Source organism: Streptomyces sp. NPDC020965, assembly GCF_044333555.1.
Lineage (GTDB): Bacteria > Actinomycetota > Actinomycetes > Streptomycetales > Streptomycetaceae > Streptomyces.
In genome coordinates this window covers 731,814-758,695 of the sequence record NZ_JBIRRE010000001.1, presented here as the reverse complement: position 1 = coordinate 758,695, position 26,882 = coordinate 731,814, and the positions used below count along the sequence as shown (strand labels likewise).

Below are 26,882 nucleotides of genomic sequence, written 5' to 3'. Positions count from 1 at the left end.
TGCGCCCTGGCGGGCACGGGAGGGACCCCCACCGCGTTGACTCTCCCCCAGCCTCCGGCCGGGAGGTGCCCCCATCCTCCGGCCTTGCGATCCGTCCCCTCGGCCCGGGGGGCCTGGGGAGACCCCACACCTCGGCCCTTGCGGGCCCGGGGAGACCCCACACCTCGGCCCGGGGGCCTGGGGAGACCCCACGCCTGGGCCCCTGCGGGCCCGGGGAGACTCCATGCACCAGATCCCGCTCACTAACCCAGCCTGGTCCGACTTAAAGACCCTGGTCGGACGGCCGGCCGTCGCGGTCGGGAGCGCGTCGGTGCGTCAGCCGCGCAGGGCCGATGCCTCCGACGCGAGCGCCTCGACCCGGCGCCAGTCCTTGGCGGCGAGCGCGTCAGCGGGCAGCATCCAGGTGCCGCCCACACAGCCCACGTTCGGCAGCGCGAGGTACGAGGGCGCCGAGGAGAGCGAGATTCCGCCGGTCGGGCAGAACCGGGCCTGCGGCAGGGGGCCCGCGAGGGACTTGAGGTAGGCCGTGCCGCCCGCCGCCTCGGCCGGGAAGAACTTCATCTCGTTCACGCCGCGCTCCAGCAGGTTCACGACCTCGGAGACGGTCGAGACCCCCGGCAGGAAGGGCACGCCCGACCGGAGCATCGAGTCCAGCAGCCCGTCCGTCCAGCCGGGGCTCACCAGAAACCGGGACCCGGCCGAGAGCGCCGCGTCCACATGGTCGGGGGAGATCACCGTGCCGGCGCCCACCACGGCCTCGGGCACCTCGGCCGCGATGGCGCGGATGGCGTCGAGCGCGGCGGGCGTCCGCAACGTCACCTCGATCGCGGGCAGCCCGCCCGCGACGAGGGCCCGCGCGAGCGGGACGGCGTCCTCGGCGTTCTCGATGACGACGACGGGAACGACGGGCGCGAGGTCAAGGACGGAGGTCATACGCTCATCCTGCCGTGCGGCTCACATAATGCGCAACGCGCGTTGCGCACTGTGCAATGTCCCGGAGTGGTCCGAAGTACCAGGGGCGAGGTCCCCGGCGCATCTGCGCCACTCCGGGCATGAGCCGCTCCGGGTCGGAGGTGGACCCGGGCGCCCCCTGGATCCCGGCGCACCGGGACCGCGGCTCCTCTGGATCCGGGCATCAGTAGATCCGAGCATCAGCAGATCTGCGCATCAGTGGATCTGGGTGACCACCACATCGAGCGCCCATGGCCGCCCCGCCCGCGCCGGTGCCGCCGCCTCCACCACATGGCCGAGGTCCCGCAGCGCCGCCACCAGCTCTCCGGGCCCCTTGGGCCGCGCGTCCGCCAGCAGCAGGTCACGGATGATCCGGCCCTTGGTCGCCTTGTTGAAGTGGCTCACCACCGAGCGCTTCTCGACGCCGTCGACCAGTTGGGAGTGGAGCACCCGGACCGTGGCCGTGCGCCCGGCCACCTCGCCCTTGGGCTTCCACGCCGCCGTATAAGCGGACGACCGCAGATCGAGGACGAGTCCATCGCCCGCGACCTCCGGGAGCACGGACTCCATCGGGCCCCGCCAGTACGCGCCGAGCGCGCCGAGACCCGGCAGCCGCACCCCCATCGAGCAGCGGTACGACGGAATCCGGTCGCCCACCCGCACCGCGCCCCACAGCCCCGAGAAGACCAGCAGCGAGGCCCGCGCCCGACGCTTCGCGGCCGGTTCCAGGGTCGCGAGATCCAGTGCGTCGTACAGCACTCCGGTGTAGATCTCGCCGGCCGTCCTGGTCCCGGCGGTCCGCAGCTCCGCGTTCTTCGCGATCTCGCCGCGCAGGCCCTCGCTCAGCCCGAGGACCGCGCGCGCCTTCTCCTCGTCGGCGGCGCACAGCTCGACCAGCTCGTCCAGGACGGCGGCGCGCGCGTCGGCGAGCCCCGGCAGCGACAGGGACTCCGGCTTCAGCGGGGCCCCGCGCCCGGAAGCGGCCTTCCCCTCCGACGGCGGCAACAGCACGAGCACGGCCACTCTCCTTCGTTATGCGAATGCGTGCGGGTACATGGCGGGTACATGCGTGCGTACGGGTCCCTGGGGCAGCGGGCCGGGGACATGGATGTACGGGGCAGGGCCCCGCGCCAGGGTACGCGCCGCTGGGTACCGGGCCGCCCGCGGAGGAGTGCGGAGCGGCCCGGCCCGACGGATCACGCGCGCTGGGCGGACCCGTCAGCAAAGGGTGGAAGCGGGTCAGGGTGGAGGCGGGTCAGGGCCCGGATACTCCTTGCTGCCGAGTCCGGGGCGCTCGGCATCCGATCCGGTGGGCTCCATGTCCGGGTGGCGCCCCCCGCCGTCAACCGTAAGCACCGACACCGAGGCGCGCAGTCACTCGCAGGAGTGAAAGACGAGCGCTCAGGTGGGAAGCCCGGTAACGGCAGCCGACCCGCGCTCAAACCTTCCTGGCGACTTCTCGCCGCACCCCTTGACCACCGTCGGCCCGTCCCGGCCGGCGCCCCCACCAATACCCGTGCCCGGACCGGGCATGTCGGCGTGCCCAGCGCCCCCGGCCGCCCTACGCTCGGGCCATGCCTCGCCGCCTCCTGCACACCGTCGGCGCCGCGGAGGCTCCGCTGCGGACCGCACTGAGCGGACTGCGGACGGCCCTCGGCGTCCCCGGCGACTTCCCGCCCGCCGTCCTCGCGGAGGCCGAGACCGCCGCCCGGGAGCCCCGGCTGCCCGACGCCGACGCCACCGGTATCCCCTTCTTCACGATCGACCCGCCGGCCTCCGTCGACCTCGACCAGGCAATGCACCTGGCCCCCCACGGCAGCGGCTACCGGGTCCACTACGCCATCGCCGACGTCGCCGCCTTCGTCGCACCCGGTGGCACGATCGACTCCGAGGCCCACCGCCGCGTCCAGACCCTCTACTTCCCCGACGGCAATGTGCCCCTGCACCCGCCGGTACTCTCCGCGGGCGTCGCCAGCCTCCACCCCGGCCGGACCGTCCCCGCTCTCCTCTGGCGGATCGACCTCGACTCCGACGGGCGCACCGTCGCCGCCGAGGTGCGGCGCGCGCTCGTCCGCAGCCGGGTCCGGCTCGACTACGCGTCGGCCCAGCGCCACCTCGACGTCCGGACCGCCGAGGAACCCCTCATCCTGCTCCGGGTCGTCGGACTGCTCCGGGAGGAGCTGGAGCGGGAACGCGGCGGCATCTCGCTGACCGTTCCCGAACAGGAGGTCGTCCAGCGCGACGGCTCGTACCACCTCGCCTACCGGGCCCCGCACCCCGTAGACGGCTGGAACGCCCAGATCTCGCTGCTCACCGGCATGGCCGCCGCCGAGATCATGACCACGGCGGGCACCGGCGTGCTGCGCACGCTGCCGACCGCCCCCGACGGCGCCGTGGCCCGGCTGCGCCGCACGGCGACGGCTCTCGGTGTCGAGTGGCCGCACCATGTCTCCTACGCCGAACTCGTCCGGTCCCTCGACCCGCGCGACAGCCACCACGCGGCCTTCCTCCAGGAGTGCACCACCCTGCTGCGCGGCGCCGGCTACACCGTCTTCACCGGGGGCCGGCTGCCGTCGCCCGCGATCCACGCGGCGGTCGCCGCCGAGTACACGCACTGCACCGCGCCCCTGCGGCGGCTGGTCGACCGTTACACCGGGGAGTTGTGCCTCGCGGCGTGCGCGGGGCAGGGCGTTCCTGAATGGGTGCTCACCGCGCTGGACGCGCTGCCGGGGGAGATGGCGGGTGGCGCCCGGCGCGCGAACGCGGTCGAGCGCGAGTCCGTCGACCTGATCGAGGCGGCGCTGCTGAGGGACCGGGTGGGGGAGGAGTTCGAGGGCGTCGTGGTGGACGTCCGCGAGAACGAACCCACGACCGGGACGGTGCAACTGACGGACCCGGCCGTGGTGGCGCGGGTCGAGGGCGGGGAGCCGCTCCCGCTGGGGGAGCGGCTGCGGGTACGGCTCACCCAGGCGGAACCGGGCGTGGCGAAGGCCCTGTTCACCCCGGCATAGCTCCCCGCACGGCCGTTCGACGGCCGCCGCCAGTGCCTCGTACGCGTACGAGGCACTGGCGGCCGGCTCCACCGTGACGGTCGCCCGCCCGCCGTCGGTCAGCGCCCGGCCGCCGCCGTCGCGCGACCGCGGCGATCCCCCTGATCCTCGTAGGCACGGCGGCGTCCGCACCGCCACGACAAGGGCGAACGTCCCACTACCCGCACGCGGCGGGTAGCATGGTCGCCACGGCAGACGAGCCGGGCGGACGGCCGCGTGAGGATCTCCGGATCCTCCCGAGGAACGTCCGGGCTCCACAGAGCAGGGTGGTGGGTAACGCCCACCCGGGGTGACCCGCGGGACAGTGCCACAGAGAACAGACCGCCGGGGGGCCTCGCCCCTCGGTAAGGGTGAAACGGTGGTGTAAGAGACCACCAGCGCCTGGGGTGACTCAGGCGGCTAGGTAAACCCCACCCGGAGCAAGGTCAAGAGGAGTCGCGGGAGACCGTGGCTCTGCGCGGACGTTCGAGGGCTGCCCGCCCGAGTCCGCGGGTAGACCGCACGAGGCCGGTGGCAACACCGGCCCTAGATGGATGGCCGTCGCCCCGACGACCGCGAGGTCCCGGGGCACAGAACCCGGCGTACAGCCCGACTCGTCTGCCCCTCAGGGCTTCTGACCAGCAAACTTGCAGGTCAGAAGCCCTTTTCTATGGGCTTTCCATGGGCGGGTGGGCTTCGCTAAACCCCGCTCCATACCGGTTCAAACCGGACCGCCCGGGTTCGAGGGTAGCCATGAGGGTAGCCATGAGGGTAGCCACGGAGCGCGGCCTTCATGGTGCCCGTGCTGGTCACCGACCTGCGGTGATTCTCTGCGTAATACAGCCCCGTCCGTACGCAAGGCGCCCCCGCCCAGCGGAGGGCTGGACGAGGGCGTCGAGGGTGCGAAGGCGGGGAACCGGCGAGGAGTGTCAGGCTGCCAGGAGGGTGGCCGGCGCTACCGGTCGTGCGGTCAGGCTGGCGGCGAGTGCTCCGTGCGTCTCGCCGTGGTCCTTGAGGAGGTGGCTGTACGTGCGGCGGATCTCCTCGACGGTGTCTCCCACCCATGCGGCCACGGTGTGCTCGGGTATCCCGTTCTGGAGGCACGTAGAGATGAAGGTGTGCCGAAGGTCGTGGAACGTCGGGAGCTTGCCGTCTGCGTCGAGGATGCCCAGCTTCCGCAGCGCGGGCTTCCACAGGTCGTCGTTGAAGTGGTCGCGGCTCAGCAGGTTGTTGCGCGACGACCAGAAGAAGGCGCGCGCCGAGCCGCGCGCGCAGTCCTCGATCTTCCCCCTGTGCTCCCACAGCACGGTTTCCGCGACCCGGGGCGGGAAGCGGTACACGTGCTCCTCAAGGGCCTCCAGAAGGTACGGAGGCACCGGAACGACCTTCGAGTCGAGGCGTGGGCTCGTCTTGAGGCGTTCGACGAGGAGGCGCTTGTAGCGCGTTTCCTTGGTCCCGATGACCTGGCGTCGCACGGTCAGCAGGCCGCGGCGTGCGTCGAGCACGTCTTCGCACACGGCGAAAGCCTCCGCCTGCCGCGTGCCGCAGGCGAAACCGATCATGGGGATGAGGCGGTAGCGCTCCGGGAACTCGTCGTAGATCGCCCAGCACTCCTCCGGGCTGAAGACGTACGACGTCGACGGGCCTACGTAGGGGCCAGACACCTCGTACGTAGGGTTGAGCGCGATCTTCCCGTTCTGGAGCGCATCCTTCATGATCATCTGGAAGACCCTCCAGTGACCGCTCGCCGTCGAGTTGGCGATGGCCGTGCTCTCCTCCATCTCCTGCACCCAGGTCTCGACCTGGCGCTTCTTGATGGTTCTGATCCGCTGCCTCCCCCAACGCGGGTTGAGGTGGCGACGGATGGCTATCTCGTAGCTCGCCACGCTGGACTCCTTCGCGCGGCGCCTGCCGAACCAGTCGGCCGCCCACTTCTCGAAGGTCAGGTTCGCTTCAACGGGCTCCGGGGCCACGCCGGAAGCCAAGCCGTCCAGAATCGCCTGAGCCTGGGCAAGGGTCAGGCCGACGGAATCGGGAATCGTGGCGCGGGTGCGATTGCCCTTGCTGTTCGTGCGGTTGTAGGACCAGGAGTGATTGCATCCGGTCTTCTTCGGTCTGTCCTGGTCAGGGCAGTCACACCGCTTGTAGACGGTCGGTGGAAGCGCCACGGGGTGCCTCTCTTGATTTTGACGGTTCTCAGGTGCTGCCCTGGCCAGGGGAGTTGGACTGTACGTACGGGGGGACCCGGCAGGTCAAGCCTGTTGGTCGGGAGGCCGGGGCGGTCGGAAAGGCAACTGCGGTTCCCGACCGTGAGCTTCTTTCCCGTAATGGGAATTCACTCCGTACGTGCAGCAATCCACGCTTCGAATTCGCGCTCCCGTACGCGCAGAATGCGGTCGCTGACACGCACGACGGGGAGATCCCAACTCTTGTAGTTGTCGACCACGGAGCGCCTTGACACTTCCATTCGCTCGGCAATCGTCTCGAAACTCAGCAATGCGTTAGATCCGCCGCGAGACATATTCATCCTTGCTCATCCGCAGGTTCCCCCCGGCAGACCGATCCGGCCGGATGGAGCCGGTTACGTTCAGTCCGGCACCGACATGTACGTGGACGAGCGGAATTTGTTACACCCCGTGGAAGCCGGCAGAGCCTGCCGCTGGGTGGGGCTGCCCGTTGCCCGTCGGCCGGCCGCTACCGCTGGGGCGTCGACGTGGGGTGGCTCGGCGGCGCGGGCCGGGGTGAACCCGCATGACCTCCAGGGCCTCCCCTTCGCCGCGGGTGCGCAGAACGCCGCGTCGGCGGCCGGCCCTCACGATCTTGGTGGTGGTGCCCTCGTCGAGCTGCGCCCGTCGCGCGGCCGTGGGGATGGAGATCCACTCGTCGTACGGCAGGAGCATCAGGGCGTGATCGGTGGAGGCCGGGGGCATGGCGGTGCGGCCTTTCGTTCGGGTCTGTGGCCGGGCTGCTCTCCCGGCGTGCAGGCAGACCGTATACCACGACACCGGTCTGGATGTATGGCAATCTCAGTAAACGATCTTGAGTGTGTCCGGTTATGCTTCCTCGGCACCGCGTTGGAACGACTACCTCCGCATGTGAAAGCGGAGGGGGCCCAGGGCGGTGATCGTGCTGCTTGTAGTTCATGGGGGGATACCACGTCGTGACTGAGACCTTGGAAGAGCTGGTCACACGCGCCGCAGCGGGTGGGGCCGACGGGGGAGACGCCTTCGCGGCTCTCTACGACGACCTCAACGACACCGTCTACAACTGGACTCGGCGCTACGTCTGGGACGGGCATGTAGCGGAGGACTTGACTCAAGAGACTTGGCTGAAGGTCTCCCAGAGCATCAGCAAGTACCGGCCTGGAACGAACTTCCTGGCCTGGCTACGCACGATCACCAAGAACACCGCCCTGGACTACCTACGGTCTGTGCAGCGCCGCCCCTCGGAAGTCCTTTACGCGGAGCACCTGGAACTTGACCGGCCTCGTGTCGGCGAGGGGCCGGAGGAGTATGCCGAGAGGCGCGCGCTCGCCCAGGCCATCGCGGCTTCCCTGAACAAGCTGCGCCCTGAGCAGCAGCAGGTGCTGATCTTGCGGTTCTTCGACGGGGAGAGCCCGGGGCGTACGGCGCAGATCATGGGGAAGACAGACGGTGCTGTCCGTACCCTGACGGTGAGGGCGCTGCGCAAGCTCGCCGCGGTCATGCCGTCTGGGGAGTCGTCTTCCCAACTGGTCGAAGAGCTGCTGACGGCGGCCGTGCGAAGAAGCAGAGTGGTCGGTACACGGGTTGAGGAACGAAAGGTGGAGGCGAATGTCGTGGCGACGCGCTGACCAGAGTGAGCGTCTGGAGCGGGCGCTGGACGGCGGCCCCGCCCCTCACGACGAGGAGACGCGCCAGATGCTGGCCGCTGCGGGCGCGCTGCGGCCGGGGTACCGGCGCAATCCCGCGCGGGTGAGGGCCACTCGCGATGCGGTGCTCCGCGAGTACGCGCGTGCTCAGAATCCACAAGAGACGCGCGAAGACGCTGGAACGAGCGACGGTCTGGACGAGTTGGAGATCCACCGGGAGGAGATCGAGCTGCCCGGTGGCGGCCAGCTCCTCCTCACCGACATCGAAGCGATCACCCCGGAGCGCGCTGAGAAGACGGCCGCCCGCATCGCGCGCATTTTGCAGAGCAGTGAAGAAAGAGACCGACAGAGGTGAACAGCGAAGCATCCGAGGGTCTGAAGCTGGGGAAGCGGCTGTGACCGCCGTGTCCCCGATCCAGATCCACGTCCTCAGCGACGAGCAGGATGACGATGTGGCGCTCGCTGACGTGGGCGTGGTCAACGTCAACGGTGCGCGGCACCTGTTCCTGCGCCCCCAGAGTTTCTACTCGGCCGTGCGGCAGATCAAGGCCGCCATGCCGGACCTGCTGGAGGAGGAGATCGAGCGGCTGGTGCGCCAGCACGCTGAGTTCAAGGACTTCGACGAGCTGCTGGGGCCGTTTGAGCCTGCTCCGCCTGTCGACCTGCCGCCGACCGTGGAGGAACCGCTCGCGCCAGCGGACTCTGTGAGTCGTGTGAAGAAGTGGGCGGTCGCTGTGGCGCTGGTGCCGGCGTTCGTCGGAACTTGGGCGCTGGGCCATGTCATGGGAGCCGACGCGTCCCAGACGGCGGCGAGCGTCCCGGACGAGAATCCCGGTACGAACTCTTCCACCCTCGTCGGCGGGAATCTGGGGCCGAAGCCCTTCGAAGCACCTCACTTCATGGACTTCTCCGAGACGGGGAAGATCGACTGCACACCCATGGGCACCTTGGCTGCGGAGTGCACGGACTCCGACGGGACGGTGATGGCAACCAAGGCGGCGAACGGACCGGACTACACGGTCTTCACGTTCTCCTACGGGTCCGAGCGCCTTGGTCTGCGCATCTTCGGAGACGCCGATTACGCCAAGACGTGGGCGCAGCAGGACGGCTCCAAGGAGCTGTACCCGAACATGTCCCGCACGGACCGATACGTGCTGTGGGGCACGGACCAGACGCGGTTGAACGAGTATCTGGAGTTGCTGAGGGCTGAGCCGAGGAAGATGCCAGCCTCGCACGCTTCGGGGCCGCTGCCGGCGCGGTTGGCTGCGCTCACGCTGGGGACCTTGGGTCTCGACGTGTCCGACATGCCGGCGCTCTTGTCCCCCTCGCAGAAGACTCGGGTCGATGCCTCCGTGCTGAAGGCTGCCCATGCGGTCCTCGGGGTGGACAACGGTTCCTACCTGGGCGTGGTGCCGGATGGTGCGAAGGGTGCCCCGGCGCTCGCGTTGGGGGATGAGCTGTCGCCGGTGCCGGTCGAGCCGAGCCCGATTGAAGTCGGGAGTGGGCAGGCCATCGCACCGGCGCCGTGGCCGTCGGCGGAGGCTTCGCCCGGGGGCGGTAGTCCGGCTCCTGAACCTGCTGCTCCGCTCCCGCCTCCGCCCCCGACCCCGGACCCGACCTCTCCTCCGCCCCCGTTGCCGGACCCGTCCCCGGTCCCGGACCCGCCCCCGGACCCGCCCCCGGACCCGAAGGAGAAGCCCTGCGGGGAGGAATGGGCGCAGATCGTAAAGCCGAAGCCGAAGCCGAAGCCAAGGCCGCCTGAGTCGGGGAAGCCGTCGACGGCACCTGTCCTGCCGGTCCCGGTGCCGCCGCATTCTCTGACTCCGAAACCCAAGCCGGGCTCCGCTGGGGCGCCCCTGGAAGACAGAGAAGACGTGAGCGAGGACCTTCCTGTCACTGGTGAGCTGACCGCCAGGCGCGAGGGTGATGACCTGGGCGGCGGGGGCCGGATGGTGCTGCTGGAATCCCGGATCACCCTGACCGTGTAGAGACCGTGCCGCGCAGACGGTGGTCTGTGCGGCACGGCTCGGAGAATCAGAAGGGCGGCTCAGTCGCCCACTGGTCGTCGGCCACAGGGCGCTCCGTCGTACCGGCAGGGGCAGCCGGGCGCTGTGCCCCGGTCCTGGTGACCTTCGCTGTCGCGTTCTTCAGGCTGACGCCGACATCCTCCACATCCAGTTCGTACACGGTGCGCTTGACACCCTCGCGGTCCTCGTAGGAGCGCTGCTTGAGACGCCCGCGCACGATGACGCGGGTTCCGCGGGTCAGTGACTCGGCGACGTTCTCAGCGGCCTGACGCCACACGGCGCAGGTCAGGAACAGGCTCTCGCCGTCCTTCCACTCGTTTGTCTGTCGGTCGAACGTGCGAGGGGTTGAAGCGACGCGGAACTTTGCCACGGCCGCCCCGGAGGGGGTGAACCGAAGCTCGGGGTCGTCGACAAGATTGCCGACCAGGGTGATGACGGTCTCGCCTGCCACTTGAGCGGCCTTTCGTGGTGCGGCCCGGCCCGCTCGGGCCGGCCCGGGGATGGTTCAGGAGAACAGGAGGCGCCAGGTGAGCGGGCCGGGGATGCCGTCCGGGTCTCCGCTGAGTTCCTTGCGGGAGCGCTGGAAGGCGGCGACGGCCTGGCGGTCCGCCTCGGACCAGGCGGGGCCCGGTCCGGAGGTGTAGTGCCGGCCGAAGCCCTTGGCCACGAGCCGCGTGCCGAGGATGGTGATGTGGCTGTTGGTCTTGCCCGGCCCGAAGTAGCTCTTGCCGGGGAACGGCGGCATGGGCTTCGCGGTCACCTTGCTGGGCAGGGAGCCGAGAAGACGCTTGAGCGAGTCCTCCCCGGGGACGCCGTCGGCGTTCTTACCTCTGTGGCCCAGAGACTTCTGGAAGTCGCCGTAGGCCCGGGTGTCGACATCCGTCCATGTCGGGCCGGGGCCGGAGGTGTAGTGGCGGCCGAATCCCTTCTTCACCAGGGCTTCGCCGACCTGGGTCACATGTGCCCCCTTGGCGCCGTACCCGTACTTGAGCCCGTTGATGGTGACCTGATTGCGGGCGACGGACGAGCCGGGCCGGGTCGGACCGCCGGGGCTCGGAGCGGGCTTGTAGTCCCCGGCCGGCATTCCTGCCCGCACCCACTGGTAGAGCTTGGCACCGGGGCAGGCCGTGGCGATTCCGTCCTTGTGGCCGCGCTTGGCGAGGGTGCGGCCGGTCAGCCTGCACGCCTCCTCGTACAAGGCGCGGGCCGCCGCGAGTGCCTTCGCGCTGGGTTCCTGGGCGCCGCCGATGGCGATCTGCACACCGATGCCGGTGACGTTGTGCTTGGGGCAGTGCGCGCCCTGCAAGTGCCAGCCGCGACCTTCGTAGATGTGTCCCTGCTGGTCGATCACGAAGTTGTAGCCGATGCCGGCCCAGCCCTGGCCCAGGTGCGCGGCTTCGATCGCGCGCATGATGGCGAAGCCGCTGCGGGAGACGGGTGAGCCACCGTCGTAGTGGACGAAGAACTCGGTGCGTCGGTTCAGCCCGACGGTCGCGGGGGTGCCGTTCCAGGGCGTCGCGCCCCACTTTGCGCGGGAGATGATCTGCATGGGTGGTGCCCTCCGGTGGCTGTGGTCAGGGAGGAAGCACCGTGTAGGTGGTGCGGTGTTTGTGTCGCGCGCTGACTGCGCGGGCGCGGACCGGGCGGCGGGTAGTTGTGGTCCTGCGGGTCATTCGTCGATGACCTCGACGTCGACGACGCCTTCCAGTTCAGGCGGGTCGGGGTACTGGACGGCGAACAGTGTTTGGTTCAGGCGCTCGGCGAGCGCGCCGAGGTCGACGTGGTCGTTCTCGGAGGGCGCGGCGCTGTCCAGGCCGGTGATCTCGATCGCCAGTGCGGCGTCCTTGCCGTAGTGGTTGCGGTGCTGCCGCTCCAGGTACCACGCGTCGGCGCGCCAGTCCGGGGCTGTGCGGTCCTCGGTGATCTCCTCGACGATTTGCCCGGTCTCTGGGTCGCGGAACTTTCTGGTGGTGACCTTCGTGGTGATCCCTCCGTCGGCGACCCGTCGGATGTTCGCCATGGCGCGGGCGGCGGCCATCGCACGGGCGGCGCGGACCCGTTCGAACAGCTCGACGTACGGGTCCTCGTCCCGGTTGGAGGGCTGTCCGTCCTCGCGCGTGGCGGCCTCGGCACGGCCGCGAGCCATCCACCGGTGATAGGTGGCGCTGGAGATGCCGGCCGCTTCAGCAGCGAGTTCGACGGCGATGCCGGTGCGGGTCGCGGCGATGATGCGGCCCTCGACCTCTTCGGAGAGCAGGGTGGGGCGGCCGTTGGAGCGGCGGGGCTTGCGACGGTTGGACATGGGGCTGCTCCTCAGCGCCCGGGAGCGAACATGTGCCCGCAGGATGGGCAATTGGCCAGTCGGGCGCGTCCCTCGTCGTCGGAGCTGAAGCCGTCGCCGCCTAGGGTGTCGCTGTCGTCGGCCGGGAGACGCAGCGCAGGGGGCTGGTCTTCGTTGATCGCGCCGGGAAGTGTCTCGGGGTCGACCTGGCGCAGCAGGGTCTCCAACTCGTCCTCGGCGATGGCGAGCGAGTCGTACAGCTCGGCGTCGGCGGTCACGATGTCTTCGAGGTAGGCCGCAAAGGGGCGCGGATTCCAGCCGCCGTCGGCGCCGATCTTGTTGAGCTTGATGGTCAGCGCCTTGGCTTCGGCGTCGGACCGGCTGGACCAGCCGCGCTGGACGGGTACCAGCCAGCCGCCGTCCTCGTCGAGGAGGAGCCCGGCCGGCAGCGGTTCGCCCCGGGCCTGCATCTCTATGAGCGCTTCGCGGCGTCCGTGGCCGCCGAGGATCGTGCTCGTGCGCTCGTCGGCTACGGGCTGGTCGACGAAACCGTGAGTGCTGATGCTCTCGATGATCCTTTCGGTTTCGTGCTTCTTCGGGTTGCCGGGCGCGGGGGCGAGGTCGGTCAGCGGGATGTAGGTGGTGTAGCGCGGGGCGCGCACGGTCTCAGTCACGGCGGTCCTTCCGGTCCGGAGGGGTGCCGGCGACGGGCGCGGTCTGCGAGCCCGCGGACTTCAACCGCGGCACCCTGCCTCGCAAGCGGGGTATGCCGTCATGGCCGGGCCACGCTCGTCGCCGGGCCGGCACCGCCCTCGTTCCGGATGGGGTGGTGCCGGAGCCCGCCCGCCCCTGGTGACGTCGCCATGGGCGGGGGAGCTGGGCGGAAGGTATGGGGCGGGGCCTACTTGCGTCCCGGGTCGACGCGTGCTGTACTATTTCTTACGGCTGGGAGAGCGACCCAGCCGCCTGGGCCTAGGTGTCACAGATTTCGCCGGTCGACGTACTTACTGGCGACACCCACTGCACCTCGCCCGGGACAGACCCGAAAAGCCCTGGGCCACGCCCCGGGTGAGAAAGGACCCCGCATGTCGTTGGACGACATCGAAGACACGCAGGAGCCCGTCCTGTCCCTGGGGGACGCCGCGCTGCTGTCGGCCTTCGCCAAGCTGTACAAGGAGCGGATCGTTCCCGAGATCGACGTCAAGATCGGGGGCGTGAAGGGGCCGCTCCTGACCGCGTACGACGATCCTGACCGCAGCACCAAGTCGATCGACGTGAAAGTGGGCGGTATCCCCGTCGCCACGCACACGGTGGCCATCTCTCAGGACAAGTTCGACGTCGGGGACGAAGACGCGTTCACCGCCTTCGCCGAGGAGCACGACGAGATCGAGGTGATCATCCGTGCCCGTCCCGCGTTCCGCGCCGCGACGCTCAAGCGAGCGAAGTACGACAAGGCGACGAACAGCATCGTCGACAAGCGCTCCGGCGAGGTGATCCCCGGCATCACGCGCACCCCCGGAGGGCAGCCCACCGGGACCGTGACCCTCACCTGGAAGGAGGGCGGCCAGGAAACCCTGATGGAGGCGTTCCGCAAGGGGCAGCTCGACAGTCTGCTGCGCGGCGTGCCCATGCTTCCCGCCCAGCAGGGGCGCGACGCAGAGCAGCAGTAGTCCGCACACCCCTGAACGACGCCCGGCCGCACTCCCTCCTGCGGCCGGGCCCTCCCTGAAGGACCATTGCTGTGCTCACCCACACCCACATTCCTCCGGCTCTTGCCGGTGGCATATCTGATCGTGCGTTCCGGCTGTACTGCTACCTCGTCTTGGAGAGCGACGGGGACTGGGCCACCGTCCAGGCCGCCGCCGACGCGTGCAACCTGACCAACCACCAGGCCCGGGAACCCCTCTCCGAGCTGCGCGCGGAGGGCATGGTCGAGTCCCGGCGCGTGTACGAAATGGGCGTCCACGGCCGCAAGACCTGGCACACCCACTTCCGTCTGTCGCACGAGTCGAGCGAGGCGGCAGCGTGACCGACCGCAGCGCGGTGCGCGTCAACCGCCGGGCCCCCTACTACGTCCAGGTCGAGTCCGACACGGTCCGCGATACCCGCCTCAGCTACCGGGCCCTCGGAGTGCTGACGTACTGCCTCGACCAGGCGGACAGTTGGTGCGTCCGCTCCGAGCAACTGGCGCGCGGGGAGGGGCGCGAGGGCCGCGACGCGGTCCGTAAGGCGCTGCACGAGCTGGCTGCGAACGGCTACTACCGCTTGGAGCGGCGGCGCTTCTTCGACGGCAAAACGGCCATGGGCGCCGCGATCAGCGTGTATTCCAACGAGCAGTGGGCGAGCGACTACGTCGCCTTCGGCGGGAAGTTGGACATCCCCGTGGTGGAGCAGGAGGACGGCTCCTTCCGGGTCCGGTACCCCGACGACACCTTTGGCCCCGACGGCTTCGAGGCCGGTGACGACTCGGTCGCTCCTGACGGTGAGACCGACGGGGTTCCCGACGAGCCGGCCACGCAGCCGCAGCGGCAGAAGAAGAAGCGTCCCACTCCTCCGGCCGCCACCCGCTCCGCCGCGAAGAAGGCTCGCCAGGGCGCGCCGGCGACGAAGGCGGAGCCGGAGGTCAAGCAGCAGCAGGCGGTGAAGGAGAAGAAGGCGGAGCCGGAGGGCGAGCAGAAGGAGTCCAAGGAGAAGTCGCCCGCCCAGGAGGTCGCCACTTGGTACTACGGGTTCGCGACGGAGCGCCTTGGCCCGTACGCGGGCAAGCGGAAGTCCGGTTGGTTTTTCGGCCTCGTCAAGCTCAGCCAGCAGGCTCTGGACGCCGACTACACGCAGAAGCAGGTGGCGAAGGCCCTCCAGCGCACCGGTGTGCACTTCCCGACCGCCTACCAGTTCCAGCGAGCGCTGAGCGACGAGCGCAACAACAAGCCGGTGCCCGGGATGCACGGAGGTCGACCCGCCCCGTACAGCGACGCCGAGACCTGGGGAACGGACGGCACGGGCGGCCCGCCCACGGACAGCGCCATGGAGGCGAGCCCCGACGACGATGTCACCTTCGGCATCGTCGCCGCCTAGAGAGAGGAGAGCAGGCGGTGAGCACCATGGCAGTTGAACGCTTCATCCCCGAGCGCGAGCCGAAGCCCGTGTTCGACATCGCGGACCGCGTGGTCGCAGCCCTGCGGCGTGGCGGGGCCGACCTCTCGAAGCTCGGCGTGCCCGACCCGGCCGACGAAGACGACATCGACCTGTGGGAGGACGTTTCCGTCCCGCAGGCCAGAGCCCGCGCCCTTGCCTGGACGAACAGCGTGAAGGCCGCCGACCACGACGACTACCTGAAGTGGCGGTTCGCCGACCTGGACGACTACCAGCGGCCCCAGGCGCTGAGCGGGTGGCTCGACTCCCTCGTCGAGGCGAAGCGGAAGGAGGCCCGACCCAGCACCATGCACTTCATCCTGTCCGGGAACATCGGCTCCGGGAAGACGACGGCGATCACGGCGCTGGGCAACGAGGCCAGCGACCGGGGGCTGTTCGTGCGGTTCGTGCAGCACTCCACCTACATCGCCTGGCGTCGTCCCGACGGCGGGCCCGGCGACCTGAGCGCCCACCAGGTCCGCAAGCGCTACGTCGAGGAACCTGACCTCCTGATCCTTGATGAGTTCTGCGGCGAGATGGACGGCGTGCAGACCGAGTACGTCCGTCGGGAGACGACCGATCTCGTCGGCTCCCGGCTGGCGTCGAACAAGCCGACCGCGTTCTCGACGAACATGAAGCGCGACCAGATCCGGGCAGTGCTCCGTGAGCGGCTGGTGTCCCGGATCGAGGACCGGGCGTACCTGGCGAAGGTCGTCGGACCGGACAGGCGCGCCCCCACCAAGGCGTTGGACTGGTGAGCACCAACGGTCGTGACGGTCCGTAACCTGTCGGGGGCAGCGCGCTAGGCGGCAGAGGCTATATCGTTTGGGGCAATCCGAGGGCCGATGAGCATAGGTCCCCGGGAAGACCCGAACGGAAAAGGGATCACCTTGCCGAACCTGTCTACCGTACGTGCCATCACCCAGGGTGAGCGGGAGCTGAGGGACTGGCACCGCAGCCTCCGCATCGGTGCCGCGACCGCGGGCTTCGGGATGATGCTTGCCTCCCTGTACCAGCTCCACTGGGCTGGGATGCTGATCGGTTTCCCCACGCTCGCCGCAGCAGCGATGGCCGGCTCTCTCGAACTCCTCCTCGCGTTCAACGCGGGAGCCGTCACCACCATCCGCAAACGCACCGCCACAGGGGCCGAGGGCGGCTACTACTGGTCGCTCTGGCTCATCTTCGCGTTCCTGCTGCTGATCTCGATCGCCGCGAACGTCGGCCACGCCCTTGTCGCACTGTCCGGGTGGTTCAGCACCGGCGCAGCGCCGGCCGTGATGTCAGAGAACCGTCTGTACGTGTACCTGGTCGGCAGCGCGGTGGCCGCCATGGTGCCGCTCGGCGGCTCGTTCGGCCTGCACATCTCCGGGTTCGTCCGTGCGCGCGGAGCGGGGTCGGACTGGGTCGACGCGGACGGTAGCGGCGCGCTGCTCGACGAGTCGGGCCCCGCGCCTGCGTCTCCGCAGCGGCAGATACCCCCGCGTCCCGTGGCGCAGGTTCTCACCGAGAGGCCCCACGCTCCCGAGGGGACCGACGGGCCGGCACCCGAAGTGAAGAGGGAGACGGAGCGCAGAGGGCAGTTTCCCGAGGAGGCGCCGGAGATCGGGCCGGTGACGGTGCTGCCCGAGGGCGAGCTGTACGGCATCTACAAGAGGGCGAGGGATGCCGACGAGCGGCACCGGTTCGGCCCGCGCGGTGACCTCTGCCCGACACAGCTCGGCCGCCGACTGGGACAGAGTCCGCAGAACGGCCGCAAGAACGTGGGTCCCCGCTTCGACTCCCGCTACCGGGCGGAGAAGCAGGCAGAGCAGGGCGACGGCGTGAGCATGGACGGTCTCGCGGCCGACAGCGAAGCCGCTCGTCCTTCCTGACGTTCCGCACGGCGCGTCTCGCGGCGGGCGTCCCATCCGGGGCGCCCGCCGTTGGTGTGTCCGGGTTCCCGCGCCCCGAGGGCCTGGTGCCGGCCGGGCGCAGGCCGTTCCGGCGGTGGGGAGGCCGGCCTCTGACCTGCGTTGATTCGGTTGATTCTGGGTCCGAACGCGATAGAATAATACAGCGGACGTCAGGGGGAGAGGTTAAGGCCCCCCGCGCCGCACCATCCGGGAGAGCAACCCGGACAGACCCGAATTGAAAGGCCCCGCTCCGTGGCTGGTATCACCGCGCCCCAGCGCGCCCGAAAGAGCCGGAAGCCCACCGGCAAGCCGAACCCTCCGCTCGTCCTGATCACCGGCCCCGAAAAGACCGGCAAGAGCTTCGAAGCCGCGCGCGGTTCCGGCTCCGACCTGATCGGCGTCACCTACTGGATCGAGATCGGCGGCACCGAAGGGACAGCCGACTACTACGGCCGCGTGCCCGGTGCCGACTACGAGATCGTCCCGCACGACGGCTCTTACCAGGACATCCTTGACGCCATCCGCTGGGTCAATGCCCAGCCCCGCACCGACGACCGGCCGAACATGCTCGTCATCGACACCATGACCTCGCTGTGGGACATGCTCAGCGACGAAGTGGCCAGGTACGCGCGCAACCGCGCCATCCGCAAGGCACAGAGCAACCGCACCCGCGTGCCCACCCTCGACGACCCCGTTGTCGTCGACCCCGACCTGTGGAACAGAGCCAAGGACCGCTGGGGAGAGGTGCTGTGGCTGCTCCGCCGACACGAGGGTCCGTGTCTCCTGCTCGCCCGGACCGAGATCGTTACCGCCTTCGAGAACGACAAGCCCACGCGCTCCACCACCCGGAAGGTGAAGGCGGAAAAGAACCTTCCCGCGGCGGTCGACGCGGTCGTCGACATCCACTCCATCGGCGAAGTGTGGCTTACCGGCGTCCGCACCCTCCACATGGAGATCAAGCCCGGCGAATCACAGCGGTTCACCGACTTCACCGTGGACAAGCTGCTACGCCGCCTCGGGCTCCAGGATGCCGCCGTCGTCCGCTCCACTTCTGAGCTGCGCCCCGACGCCGATCTGGGGGAGCGCAGGCAGGAACCTCCGCCGTCGCCCCCGCATCAGCCGTCCGCCGACCGGCGTGACGCCCTGACCGGTGAGCAGGCCGCCGCCCTGATCCGTGGCGCCCTGATGCACCCCACCGATCCGCAGAAGGCTCTCCTCGACGCACGAGAGGAGCATGGCCGTCGCACGCTCAGGACCGTGACGACGGAAACCGCATGGGGGGTGATGAGCGCTGACGAACTGATCACCAGGTCCCTCGAACACCTCCAGGCAAAGGCGGAGAAGGCACAGCAGGAGCAGGGGGGCCACGACGGAGGCGAGCAGCAGTTCCCGTCCGGGGGTGCGGGCGATGAGGGAACCGTGCAGTCGGACACGGGCGGGTCCGATCCGACCGAGGAAGGGACGCCGCCGCCCCCGGACCCGGCCGAGGAGCGCCCCCCTTCCGAACGGATCGAGGAGGTCAGCGAGGCCGAGGAGCCGCAGGACCTTCCCCCGCGTCGGCCCACCCAATCGCCGAAGGTCACCAAGGTGATGTCGGTGCTGCTCGCCGAGGCCGAGATCCAGGCTCGAATCCTGGGCATGACGATGCACGAGCACCTTCAGCCGGTCTCCGGCCCGGACGAGGGCGCGCCGCCGCCGATGATGAAGCTGCGCAACTTCGTCATCGATCACCGCGCGACGGTGATCGAACTGCTGGAGGAGCGCGGGGAGCGGGACATCGCCAACGCCTACCGGCGCGCCGGGAAGCCGGAGCTGAAGATCGCCGAGATGTTCGCGACGCTCTACACCGACCTCGCCACCGTCGGCTGAGACGGCGCGCTCCAGGCGCGCCCCGACCTTTTCGTACCGTGGCGGCGCGCGCCTCGCCTCATGGCGCTACGCCGCCCGACGAAGCGCGCCCGCGCCACTCGACCCCGCGCGGGCGCGCTTCCCTGCCGCTCTTCGGCGCGCGCCACCAGCTCGAAGCGCCACATACGACGGGTGGCGCGCCGGCCGGGCATCAGTGCGGAGCGGGCCGGGCGCGCTCCATGCAAACACGGGCGCACGTTCCCGGGCGCGCGCCACCGGTCGGCGCATCCGAACGGCCTCCGCAGCTCCCCCGTGGCGCGCCGCCACTTTTGGGCGCGCCGTCCCGGGGGCGCGCCGCGCGCTCCGAGCGCGTGGGAAGGCGCGCGCAACCGGCTGACCTGGAGGTTCACCCGGCGCGCCGGAGCCGGGCGCGGCCGATGAGCCGGCCGCGCTCCGTGGCCGCGCGCGGCTGGCCGGTCTCGACGAGAACGCGCCGGTGGCGCTGTGGTGCTCCGGCATGGGAAAGGGCGCGCCCGCTTGGGCGCGCCCTGGAAGAGGATGCGATTGTCAGGCCGTCGGGCGCGCTTGGCGGCGGCGCTCGGCGCGCCGCTGCTCACGCACCTCGGCACGCGCCTTCGCCGCGTCGTTGCGCACCGCGCTGCGCAACTTGGAGAACTCCTCCGGGAACCTCTCGGCGAGGAGCTGCATGGCCTGGAGCCGGAAATTCGGCGCGCTGGGCAGCCGCCCCCAGCGCGCTACTGAGTAGTTCAGCGCGTATTGGAGAAGGCGCAGCTCGGCTTCCAGCCGGGAGCGGAACTGATCGACCCGGGCCTGGTGCTTGTTGCCGGACTCGTTCTCGACCTGGGGCAGGAACTCGTGCGGCGTCCGCATCATGCGGTCGGACAGGGCGCGCGTGCGGGGGGCCACTTCGATTGAGCGGAACGCCAGGCCCTGGACGTAGTCGCGGCCGGAGCGTGAGCTGCCGGCGACCTGCTGGATGAACATCGACCACTCCGTGGCGAACGCTGCGTCGTCGAGCTGTGCCAGGAACTCGATCTCGTCGGCGGCGAGGTCTTCCACGGCGGCGATGATGGGCTGCCGGGCATCCTGGAGCTGCTGGCGAAAGACGCTGATGCGGGCCTGATAATCGCGTTTGGGCTCGCCGTCCCCGCGCTCGACCACTGTCTTGAACTCGCGGGCGGCACGGTCGGCTGCGGCGAGCGTACGGCTGGCCAGGTCCGGGGAGCGGAAGGCCGCCGCCTGAACTGCTGGCGGGGGGGCGCTCCGCTGGCCGGTTCTGCCCTGCACGTACGTGGTCCACGCCTCGAAGAACGCCTGGTGCGACATCTCCTTCAGGCGCTTGACCTCGGCCGTGATCACTTCGGCAGGTGGCTGCGCGACCATCCCTGCGGCTCCTCCCGCTCGTGTACATCGTGGCGATGGCCGCTTCGCAACCGAACCCACCCCGTGTGCCGGGTCATCGCAGGAGCAGCCGCTCTCCGGCCCTGGACGCTCTACACGCGCGCAGTTGCTTGGGCTGTGATCTGCTGGCCAGACCCAGGAGGAAAGGGATAGCCCAAACTCCCGGAACCAGCAGCAACCCTCAAACGCAGTGGGTTCGGCGGCGAAACGGCCACCTAAGTGCGGATGATACCCGTCGGCAGCCCGGCGGGCTTTCCGCCCGCGGCGCTACCCGGCCGGTGCCTCAGCCCTGGGGCTGGTGGCCGACTCGATCATGGGCGCGATCTTGCTGGGCTTCCAGAGCAGGTCGTACGTCGCCTGTGAGGCGGCCAGGACTGCGGCGAGCGTTGCGAAGGTGGCGGTGCCGTACTGGAACCGGTCCCACCCTCCGGCGCCGGCGACGGTGACGAGACCCGCCACCAGGGCGATGACAGAGGCGACGATCTTCTTCGTCTTCACCGACCAGGCCGGTCGCTGCACGATCGCGGTGAGCAGAGGGAGGAGGGCTCCGACCTGGACGCCGGTGGTGATGGAATCGATTGTTGACGACATGATTTTGCCCTTCGTGGCGGAAAACGGTGATGAGGGTTGAGCGGAGTGACGGTCACGGGGACTCGCGCTGCTCGACGTCGGCAGCGATCTCCTCGGGCGGATCGGGCGGCGGACGGTGCAGCACGTCGTGGATCAGGTCCCGCAGCTCGTGGATGTAGTCGATCGCGGCGGCCTTCCAGCGGCGCCACTGCCGCTGCTCCTCCTGGAGGTGTTCGACCCGCCGCTCCAGATCGCTGTACTTGGCTTCGAGGGACGCCATCCGCTCCTGGGTCTGGGTCGCGGCCGAGCGCTGCTGCTCCAGGAGGCTGGTGAACCCATCGATCACGGCTTGAATGGCGCCCACGCGAGAATCGCCGTCGTTCTTCTTCCTGGTCTGCCGGTACACCAGCCCCGCGCCCCCGAGAGCCCCGATCATTCCGAAGAGGGGTGTCAGTACAGGGGCCAGCGAGACAAGCCAATTCACTGGCGCTCCCTCGGTCGGTCGGTCATGGCAAAGGTGCGCGGGAGCCGGGGCCGAGGCCCGCGGCTCCCCGCGGTCGTGAACGGTGCACGACGGAGATCGCTTACGTCCCGTTCTGCGGCTGCTGGCTGGAAGCGGCGGACGGGCTGACGCCGGCAAGGATGTTCCACCCCTGTCTGATGGCGTCGAGGATCTGTTCGTCGGTGATCGCGGCGGCCATGGCTGGGGGCGCGGGGCTGGCGGCGCTCGACGCGGCGGCAAGGAGCGCCGGCGTGACGAGCAGGCTCGGCGCCATCTGCGCAGCCTGTTCGGTGCTGGGGCTCAGTGCGGTGCGCGCGAGGTTCCAGCGCAGGGGGTAGCCGGGAGTCGCCGGATCTTCGCGGAAGACCTCTTGAGCGATGACCGCGATGGCCATGCGCAGGCGTGGGAGTAAAGACGGCTCGCAGGCCAGGTCGCACATCGCGGCCAGGGACAGGGGCAGTACGGTCATGGGTGGCTCCTCACCGCGTGTAGGTGACGCGGAGCGTCGGCGGGTTGGTCTGGCCGACGCCTCGGGCGATCCCGTAGTACGTCGAGCTGGTGCTGTTGGGGTCCAGGGCGATCCCGCGCCACTTGGTGCTGTCGAAGATCGAGCTGATATCGACCCATTTGCCCTCGTTGCGGGCCCAGGAGACCGTCTTCGACTCGCTGTCGCTGGAGAACGAACCGGGACGGGAGGTGTGGGAGTGGGCCTTGATCACGGCCTTGCCGCCGCTGTTCGTGAACCAGTGCTCGTAGTACAGGTAGACCTCCGCCCGCTCGATCGTGGCACCGGACAGGTCGGTGCCCAGTGCCGAGGGAAAGCCGATGAGGCTGCTCTGCACCCCGTTCGTCGAGCTGTAGTAGCCCTGGACGCATTTGGACCCGTAGTAGCTGTTGTACGAGCCTCGTCGGGCATACGAGCCGGACCATGAGGCGGCGTATGTCTTGGTGAACCGCTGGGTGGGCGGGGCGGTCGTGCCGCCCCCGTCGTTGTATCCGCCGGTCTCGGGCAGGTACGGTCCGATGTCCTCGATGTAGAAGTAGCCGGGGTTGTCGCCGGCGCCGTACAGGGTGCAGGTCTGCCCGGAGGGGGCGAGCGCGTTGGTGAAGGAGATCAGGAACCGGTGGTTCCCGGCACCGAGCGTCCTTCCCGAACAGGTGTGTTCGAGCCGGGCTGTGAAGCTGTTGCCCATGGCCATGTGGTGCACAGACGTGTACCGCTGCGTCGAGGTGATGGTGGGAGCGCCCGCGCCTCCGTCGCGCAGGCGCAACTGAAGCTCGCCGCCCACCACCGAGGGGTTGGCCCGCGCCGCGAACACGAACCGGTACATGCGGGTGGCATCGATCTCGGTGGCCAGCTCGACGAAACCCATCTCGGTGCCGGACGCGGTGCGGGTGGAGACCTGGTAGTCGATGGCCTGGATACCGCGGGGGAACTGCGCCAGGTACTCCGTCCAGTCGGTGCCGCCGACGGTGAACCCGTCGGCAACGGCGAGGCGCTGGAAACCGGCGCCACCGTCCTGGTCGATGGTGGCGACGGGAACGCCGTCGGTCGCCAGGGTGAGGTAGTTCGGGCGGCCCGTCACCAGCGCGACGGCCTCGTCTCCGGCGTCGTCGTAAAGGAGCAGCCCCTGGGGAGACAGTTCGGCTCGGGCCCCGGCGACACCGGAGGCCATGACGATGCGGCAGGAGGCGTTGTCGTACGTCACGGTTCCCGTGGACGACTCGACGGTGGAGCAGGCGACGCGGAGTTGCACGGTGCCGGTGGGGGCGGCGTCGGCCGGGGCGCCGCTCATTGTCGTCCAGGCGCCCTTGACCGTTTTTTCGCCGGTCGTGATGGTGCTGTATCCGAGGATCGCGCCGGCCGGGTCGAGCCACTGCGCGTACAGGCTGATGCGCGCGCCGTTCCAGTCGGTGGAGGCCAGGTAGTCGACGGACAGCCACACCTTCTGACCGGGCACCGCGGGCAGTACTGCCAGCGTCATGGAGCGGGTGACGGCGGTGCCGTTGGCGGCGGTGACCTGAAGCGCACGGGCGGTGCCGTTGCCGGGGGCAGCGATGGACCAGTACGGGCTGGTCGTGACTCGCTGGTCGGATATGGGGCCCTCGAAGGACGGGTCCGCGACGATGTTGCCGTCCGCACCGAGGGCCAGGCGGTCGGCGGAAAGCGATCCCGCTTTGACGTGGGTCGCGTCGATGCTGCCCGCCACGATCGCACTCGCTGTCACCGCGTTCGCGGCCAGTTTGTCCGCGGTCACGGACAGGGCCCCGATCTTGTCCGCCGTGATCGCGAGGGCCGCGATCTTCTCGGCGGTCACGGCCAGGGCGACGAGCTTGTCCGTCGTGATGGAACCGGCGAGGATCTTCTGCGTGGTGACCGCGTCGTCGCCGAGCGCGGGGGTGCCGACGGCCCCGAGTGCCAACTTCCCCTCGGTGACCGCGGCCTCGGCTAGCTTGGTCTCGTTGATGATCCCGTCGATCAGGTCCTTCGGTACGGCCTGCCGGGGGGCGCCCTGCACGGCGACCGACGCGGGGCCGGTGATCGCCTCGGTGTTGATCGCGACGAGGCGCACCCACACGGCCGCGTAGCCCTCGACCGCCACGGTCGTGGTGCCACCGAGGACAGCGGTGATCGTGGCGACCAGGGTGGTCACGTCGGGCGTGAAGTCCTCGGTAGGCCCGAGGTGGACCTGTATGAGGGAGAAGTCCGTGGGTGTGCTGTAGGAGTCGGCGAAGGTCCCGTCCCAGCCGATCACCAGTCCGGCGAGGACACTTTCGACAGAGGGCAGGGCGGGCGTCGGCGGGGGTGTGCTGTTGACCGGGACCAGGGCCACGCCGCCGTCCGGCTGGACGCCGACGGAGCCCTTGTGGGTCCCGTCCTCGTCGTAGATGTCGAGGGACCCGCCCCCCTCGATCGCGGTGTATCCGGCCTGGGTGCTTCGCTCCAGGGCCTGGAGCCGCCGGTCGTAGTCAGCGAGCAGCGCCGCGAAGCGCTGCGCGTCGGACTGCGTGTCCAGGAAGTTCGCCATGACCGCGGATGCTGAGTTCCGGGCCCGGCTTGTGTCGCGCCCTGTCGTCGATGGGGAGCGGGTGGACGTCGTTCTCAGTAGACGAAGGAGTCCGTGCGCTTCAGCGTGAGGATGCAGAAATCGTCGGGGCTCAGCTCGTCGCTGACGATGCGGTGCCAGATCGCGACGTCACCGACCCACGGCACGTGGACCTGGACGAGGATGTCGTCGCCGACCGACCAAGTACCGAAGCGGGCGTTGGGATGGTTGCGGATCTGGAGCGCGGGGATCTGCAACTCCTGGCTGTGGCCTGCCAACTCGCGGCTTCCTCGACTGCGTAGCGCCGCGTCGGAGGACAGGGTCTTGTCCACCACGGTGACGACTCGGCGGAGCCGGCCGGTGCGGAGCCTGTGCATCTGGGCCCGCTTCATCTTGCGGCCCTCGCCCTTGCCGAGGACGAACACCTCGTTGGCGTACTCGCTGCCCAGTCCCTCGGGTTTGGCCAGGGCGACGACGTTCTCTCCTTCCGCGAAACGCAAGTCATCGCGCTTACGGCCGAGCCGGGGCCGGCCGAGCCGGATACGGTGCTCGATCTTGTTGCTCGTTCCGTCAGCCCAGGCGTGGGTCTCGATCCAGTCAAAGGGAATGTCCTTGGCCAGGGAGTCCAGGCTTTGACCGCAGTCGGGGTTGTTCCACCAAGCCAGCTCCCACGGGTCTGTACCGTCGGACGCTCCCAGCTTCTCGCCGAGGTCGTGGCTGTCGATCTTCATGCCGAGGTCTCCGTTCGGCCTGCTCTGGACGTGGTGCCAGATGTTGCGGAAGGCGTCGTAGACATCCACGCGCGGTCCGCCGTACGGCTTCGGGGGCTTGGGGACCTTCTTCTTCGGCTTGCTGCCGTCGATGTAGCCGTCGTGGTTTTTGTCCCGGCCCGCGTAGGGGTCTTTGGGGGTGATGAGCCTGCCGGAGAGCAGGTGGCTCTCGTACGGGATGCCGTGGGGGTAGGCGCTGAACCCGTCACAGTCGACGGTGTACTTGGCCTCGTCGAAAGTGGTGCGGGTGACGATGCCGCCCCACCGAATGCGCCCGTCGACCTCCGCGTACAGCGTCGTGCCCCACTCCTGGAGGATCGGCTCGCCGTCCGCGCCGATCATCCGGGCGTATTCAGGCTCGATGCTGCCGTTCATCGAGCCGGGCCCGGACAGGTCTCTGCGAGGGTTGGAGGACAGGGTGAAGGGCACGTCCCAGTCGATGATCTCGCCCCCGACCGCGCGCTGGGCGATGAACCGCCAGCCCTCGGGCATTCAGATCGCGTCCTCTGTGGGGTCCTCGACGAACTCCACGTCGAGGAACACGGCCGCGCCGCCGTCGGCCTCCAGGACACCGGTGTATCCGGACTCGCCGCAGCCTTCGAGGACGGCGTCGTACACGTTGCCGCGCATCGAGGAGGGGATGGAGACGGTGCCGCCGCCGACGAACGTGAACCGCTGGTGCGATCCGGTGAAGTCGCAGTGGAAGCGGGTCTCCGACGTTGCGACGGACCCGAGTTTGACCCGCAGCCGACCGTACGAGTCCCTGGCGTTGCGTTGGTCCAGGCCCGCCCAGGTCGCCATGATCGTGGCGGAGGTGGCCCACTCCGGAACCTCGATGTCCCACCGTGCGCCGTTGGGGAACTCCTCCCACGCCGGATACTTGGTGTTGCCGACTTCGTCCGGGGACGTCCATACACCGCGCAGCGCGCGGACAACCCGGCGACGGCGGGGGCTGGCCATCTCCCGCAGGTCCTTGATCATCCCCTGGGTGATGCTGCTCGTGTGGGCGGGGATGTCGATCCGTGCTAGGGCGATGGCGCTGTCGGCGGCGCGGACCTGCTTCACGCGGGTGGTGGTCCTCGGGACCCCGCTGATGGCCCGGGTGAAGACGTACGGCCCGTTGGCCGGGTCGTTGGGGTGCGGCCACGTCTCGCCGTAGGAGTACGGATTCTCGATCCGCGCGACGATCAGGTCCGACCGGGCGGAGGAGCCGGTGGCCGCGATGTTGATCTGGTCGGCGGACGGGAGCCGGGCCGCGTACGCCTGGTACTTTCCGCCGGACGCCCGGTTGAGGATGGCGCAGGCACCGGTGGTGATCTGCACTCCGGCCGCTGGGCTGGAGAGCGCCCTCACCTGGAGGTCGCTACCGCCAATGATGCCTTCGGCCCCGGCGAACGCCGCGTAGGCGAGGAGTCTGGCGACTTCGCTGGAGTGCTCCGCGCCGCCTTCGGTAAACCAGGGCACGCTGTCCCACGGCATGGTGACTTTCCTCTGCTGCTCGGTGGTCGGGGAGGTGACCGTCTCCTGTGGGAGGCCCTAGCGTCGCGGGCTCGCCGGCGCC

The 26,882-nt window shown here is 69.5% G+C and carries 24 protein-coding genes, 1 other RNA gene and 1 pseudogene; 11 read left to right on the top strand and 15 right to left on the bottom strand.

The window, feature by feature from the left end; genetic code table 11:
- Positions 1-315: 315 nt before the first annotated feature.
- Both ACH4S7_RS03275 and yaaA read right to left on the bottom strand, forming a co-directional pair.
- A complete protein-coding gene (locus ACH4S7_RS03275; protein WP_398519337.1) occupies positions 316-933 on the bottom strand; it encodes a bifunctional 4-hydroxy-2-oxoglutarate aldolase/2-dehydro-3-deoxy-phosphogluconate aldolase in 618 nt (205 codons plus the stop codon).
- 234 nt (positions 934-1,167) lie between these two features.
- Positions 1,168-1,968 (bottom strand): peroxide stress protein YaaA, encoded by an 801-nt coding sequence (gene yaaA, locus ACH4S7_RS03270; RefSeq protein ID WP_398519336.1) that lies wholly within the window; start codon positions 1,966-1,968, stop codon positions 1,168-1,170.
- Between the two features lie 557 nt (positions 1,969-2,525).
- On the opposite strand from yaaA, the gene ACH4S7_RS03265 reads away from it, so the two are divergent.
- Both ACH4S7_RS03265 and rnpB read left to right on the top strand, forming a co-directional pair.
- Complete coding sequence (locus ACH4S7_RS03265) at positions 2,526-3,962, top strand: RNB domain-containing ribonuclease (protein ID WP_398519335.1); 1,437 nt, start codon at positions 2,526-2,528, stop codon at positions 3,960-3,962.
- A gap of 235 nt (positions 3,963-4,197) precedes the next feature.
- Positions 4,198-4,601, top strand: an RNA gene (gene rnpB, locus ACH4S7_RS03260) — RNase P RNA component class A.
- A 308-nt stretch (positions 4,602-4,909) separates the two neighbouring features.
- Here rnpB and ACH4S7_RS03255 read toward each other — a convergent pair.
- Complete coding sequence (locus ACH4S7_RS03255) at positions 4,910-6,148, bottom strand: tyrosine-type recombinase/integrase (RefSeq protein WP_398519334.1); 1,239 nt, start codon at positions 6,146-6,148, stop codon at positions 4,910-4,912.
- 459 nt (positions 6,149-6,607) lie between these two features.
- A complete protein-coding gene (locus tag ACH4S7_RS03250) occupies positions 6,608-6,910 on the bottom strand; it encodes a hypothetical protein (RefSeq protein ID WP_398519333.1) in 303 nt (100 codons plus the stop codon).
- A 230-nt stretch (positions 6,911-7,140) separates the two neighbouring features.
- Here ACH4S7_RS03250 and ACH4S7_RS03245 point away from each other — a divergent pair, with 230 nt between their 5' ends.
- From ACH4S7_RS03245 to ACH4S7_RS03235, 3 genes are read left to right on the top strand one after another with little or no spacing between them, the layout of a single operon-like run.
- Positions 7,141-7,812 carry an RNA polymerase sigma factor gene (locus ACH4S7_RS03245; protein WP_398519332.1) on the top strand — a complete coding sequence of 224 codons (672 nt, stop codon included), beginning with the start codon at positions 7,141-7,143 and terminating at the stop codon, positions 7,810-7,812.
- Positions 7,793-8,185 carry a hypothetical protein gene (locus ACH4S7_RS03240; protein WP_398519331.1) on the top strand — a complete coding sequence of 131 codons (393 nt, stop codon included), beginning with the start codon at positions 7,793-7,795 and terminating at the stop codon, positions 8,183-8,185. Before ACH4S7_RS03245 ends, ACH4S7_RS03240 begins: the two co-directional genes overlap by 20 nt.
- A 40-nt stretch (positions 8,186-8,225) precedes the next feature.
- Positions 8,226-9,818 (top strand): hypothetical protein, encoded by a 1,593-nt coding sequence (locus ACH4S7_RS03235; protein WP_398519330.1) that lies wholly within the window; start codon positions 8,226-8,228, stop codon positions 9,816-9,818.
- 130 nt (positions 9,819-9,948) lie between these two features.
- On the opposite strand, the pseudogene ACH4S7_RS03230 reads toward ACH4S7_RS03235, so the two are convergent.
- The 4 genes and pseudogenes from ACH4S7_RS03230 to ACH4S7_RS03215 form a co-directional block, all read right to left on the bottom strand.
- A pseudogene (locus ACH4S7_RS03230) lies at positions 9,949-10,308 on the bottom strand (single-stranded DNA-binding protein); the annotation flags it as partial.
- Positions 10,309-10,362: 54 nt separating this feature from the next.
- Positions 10,363-11,406 carry a peptidoglycan-binding protein gene (locus ACH4S7_RS03225; RefSeq protein ID WP_398519329.1) on the bottom strand — a complete coding sequence of 348 codons (1,044 nt, stop codon included), beginning with the start codon at positions 11,404-11,406 and terminating at the stop codon, positions 10,363-10,365.
- Between the two features lie 120 nt (positions 11,407-11,526).
- The gene (locus ACH4S7_RS03220; RefSeq protein WP_398519328.1) at positions 11,527-12,159 is read right to left on the bottom strand and encodes a hypothetical protein; all 633 of its coding nucleotides are present in this window, start codon (positions 12,157-12,159) and stop codon (positions 11,527-11,529) included.
- An 11-nt stretch (positions 12,160-12,170) separates the two neighbouring features.
- A complete protein-coding gene (locus ACH4S7_RS03215; protein WP_398519327.1) occupies positions 12,171-12,812 on the bottom strand; it encodes a ParB N-terminal domain-containing protein in 642 nt (213 codons plus the stop codon).
- Positions 12,813-13,223: 411 nt separating this feature from the next.
- On the opposite strand from ACH4S7_RS03215, the gene ACH4S7_RS03210 reads away from it, so the two are divergent.
- From ACH4S7_RS03210 to ACH4S7_RS03185, 6 genes are all read left to right on the top strand, one after another.
- A complete protein-coding gene (locus tag ACH4S7_RS03210; RefSeq protein WP_398519326.1) occupies positions 13,224-13,808 on the top strand; it encodes a hypothetical protein in 585 nt (194 codons plus the stop codon).
- 71 nt (positions 13,809-13,879) lie between these two features.
- Positions 13,880-14,167: a hypothetical protein gene (locus tag ACH4S7_RS03205; RefSeq protein WP_398519325.1), complete on the top strand. Its 288-nt coding sequence runs from the start codon at positions 13,880-13,882 to the stop codon at positions 14,165-14,167.
- On the top strand, positions 14,164-15,213 hold the full coding sequence (locus tag ACH4S7_RS03200) for a hypothetical protein (RefSeq protein WP_398519324.1): 1,050 nt from the start codon (positions 14,164-14,166) through the stop codon (positions 15,211-15,213). Before ACH4S7_RS03205 ends, ACH4S7_RS03200 begins: the two co-directional genes overlap by 4 nt.
- Before the next feature lie 26 nt (positions 15,214-15,239).
- Entirely contained in the window at positions 15,240-16,028 is a 789-nt protein-coding gene (locus tag ACH4S7_RS03195) for a hypothetical protein (RefSeq protein WP_398519323.1), read from the top strand.
- Between the two features lie 132 nt (positions 16,029-16,160).
- Complete coding sequence (locus tag ACH4S7_RS03190; RefSeq protein WP_398519322.1) at positions 16,161-17,141, top strand: hypothetical protein; 981 nt, start codon at positions 16,161-16,163, stop codon at positions 17,139-17,141.
- Between the two features lie 273 nt (positions 17,142-17,414).
- On the top strand, positions 17,415-19,031 hold the full coding sequence (locus tag ACH4S7_RS03185; protein ID WP_398519321.1) for a hypothetical protein: 1,617 nt from the start codon (positions 17,415-17,417) through the stop codon (positions 19,029-19,031).
- 546 nt (positions 19,032-19,577) lie between these two features.
- Here ACH4S7_RS03185 and ACH4S7_RS03180 read toward each other — a convergent pair.
- The 7 genes from ACH4S7_RS03180 to ACH4S7_RS03150 all read right to left on the bottom strand — a co-directional run bounded on the left by ACH4S7_RS03180 (position 19,578) and on the right by ACH4S7_RS03150 (position 26,800).
- Positions 19,578-20,414 carry a hypothetical protein gene (locus ACH4S7_RS03180; protein WP_398519320.1) on the bottom strand — a complete coding sequence of 279 codons (837 nt, stop codon included), beginning with the start codon at positions 20,412-20,414 and terminating at the stop codon, positions 19,578-19,580.
- Positions 20,415-20,699: 285 nt separating this feature from the next.
- On the bottom strand, positions 20,700-21,023 hold the full coding sequence (locus ACH4S7_RS03175) for a hypothetical protein (RefSeq protein ID WP_398519319.1): 324 nt from the start codon (positions 21,021-21,023) through the stop codon (positions 20,700-20,702).
- 52 nt (positions 21,024-21,075) lie between these two features.
- A complete protein-coding gene (locus tag ACH4S7_RS03170) occupies positions 21,076-21,486 on the bottom strand; it encodes a hypothetical protein (protein WP_398519318.1) in 411 nt (136 codons plus the stop codon).
- A 100-nt stretch (positions 21,487-21,586) separates the two neighbouring features.
- The gene (locus ACH4S7_RS03165) at positions 21,587-21,973 is read right to left on the bottom strand and encodes a hypothetical protein (RefSeq protein WP_398519317.1); all 387 of its coding nucleotides are present in this window, start codon (positions 21,971-21,973) and stop codon (positions 21,587-21,589) included.
- A 10-nt stretch (positions 21,974-21,983) separates the two neighbouring features.
- Positions 21,984-24,533 carry a hypothetical protein gene (locus ACH4S7_RS03160; RefSeq protein WP_398519316.1) on the bottom strand — a complete coding sequence of 850 codons (2,550 nt, stop codon included), beginning with the start codon at positions 24,531-24,533 and terminating at the stop codon, positions 21,984-21,986.
- Positions 24,534-24,607: 74 nt separating this feature from the next.
- On the bottom strand, positions 24,608-25,813 hold the full coding sequence (locus ACH4S7_RS03155; RefSeq protein ID WP_398519315.1) for a hypothetical protein: 1,206 nt from the start codon (positions 25,811-25,813) through the stop codon (positions 24,608-24,610).
- Positions 25,814-26,800: a hypothetical protein gene (locus tag ACH4S7_RS03150; RefSeq protein ID WP_398519314.1), complete on the bottom strand. Its 987-nt coding sequence runs from the start codon at positions 26,798-26,800 to the stop codon at positions 25,814-25,816.
- Between the last annotated feature and the right edge of the window lie 82 nt (positions 26,801-26,882).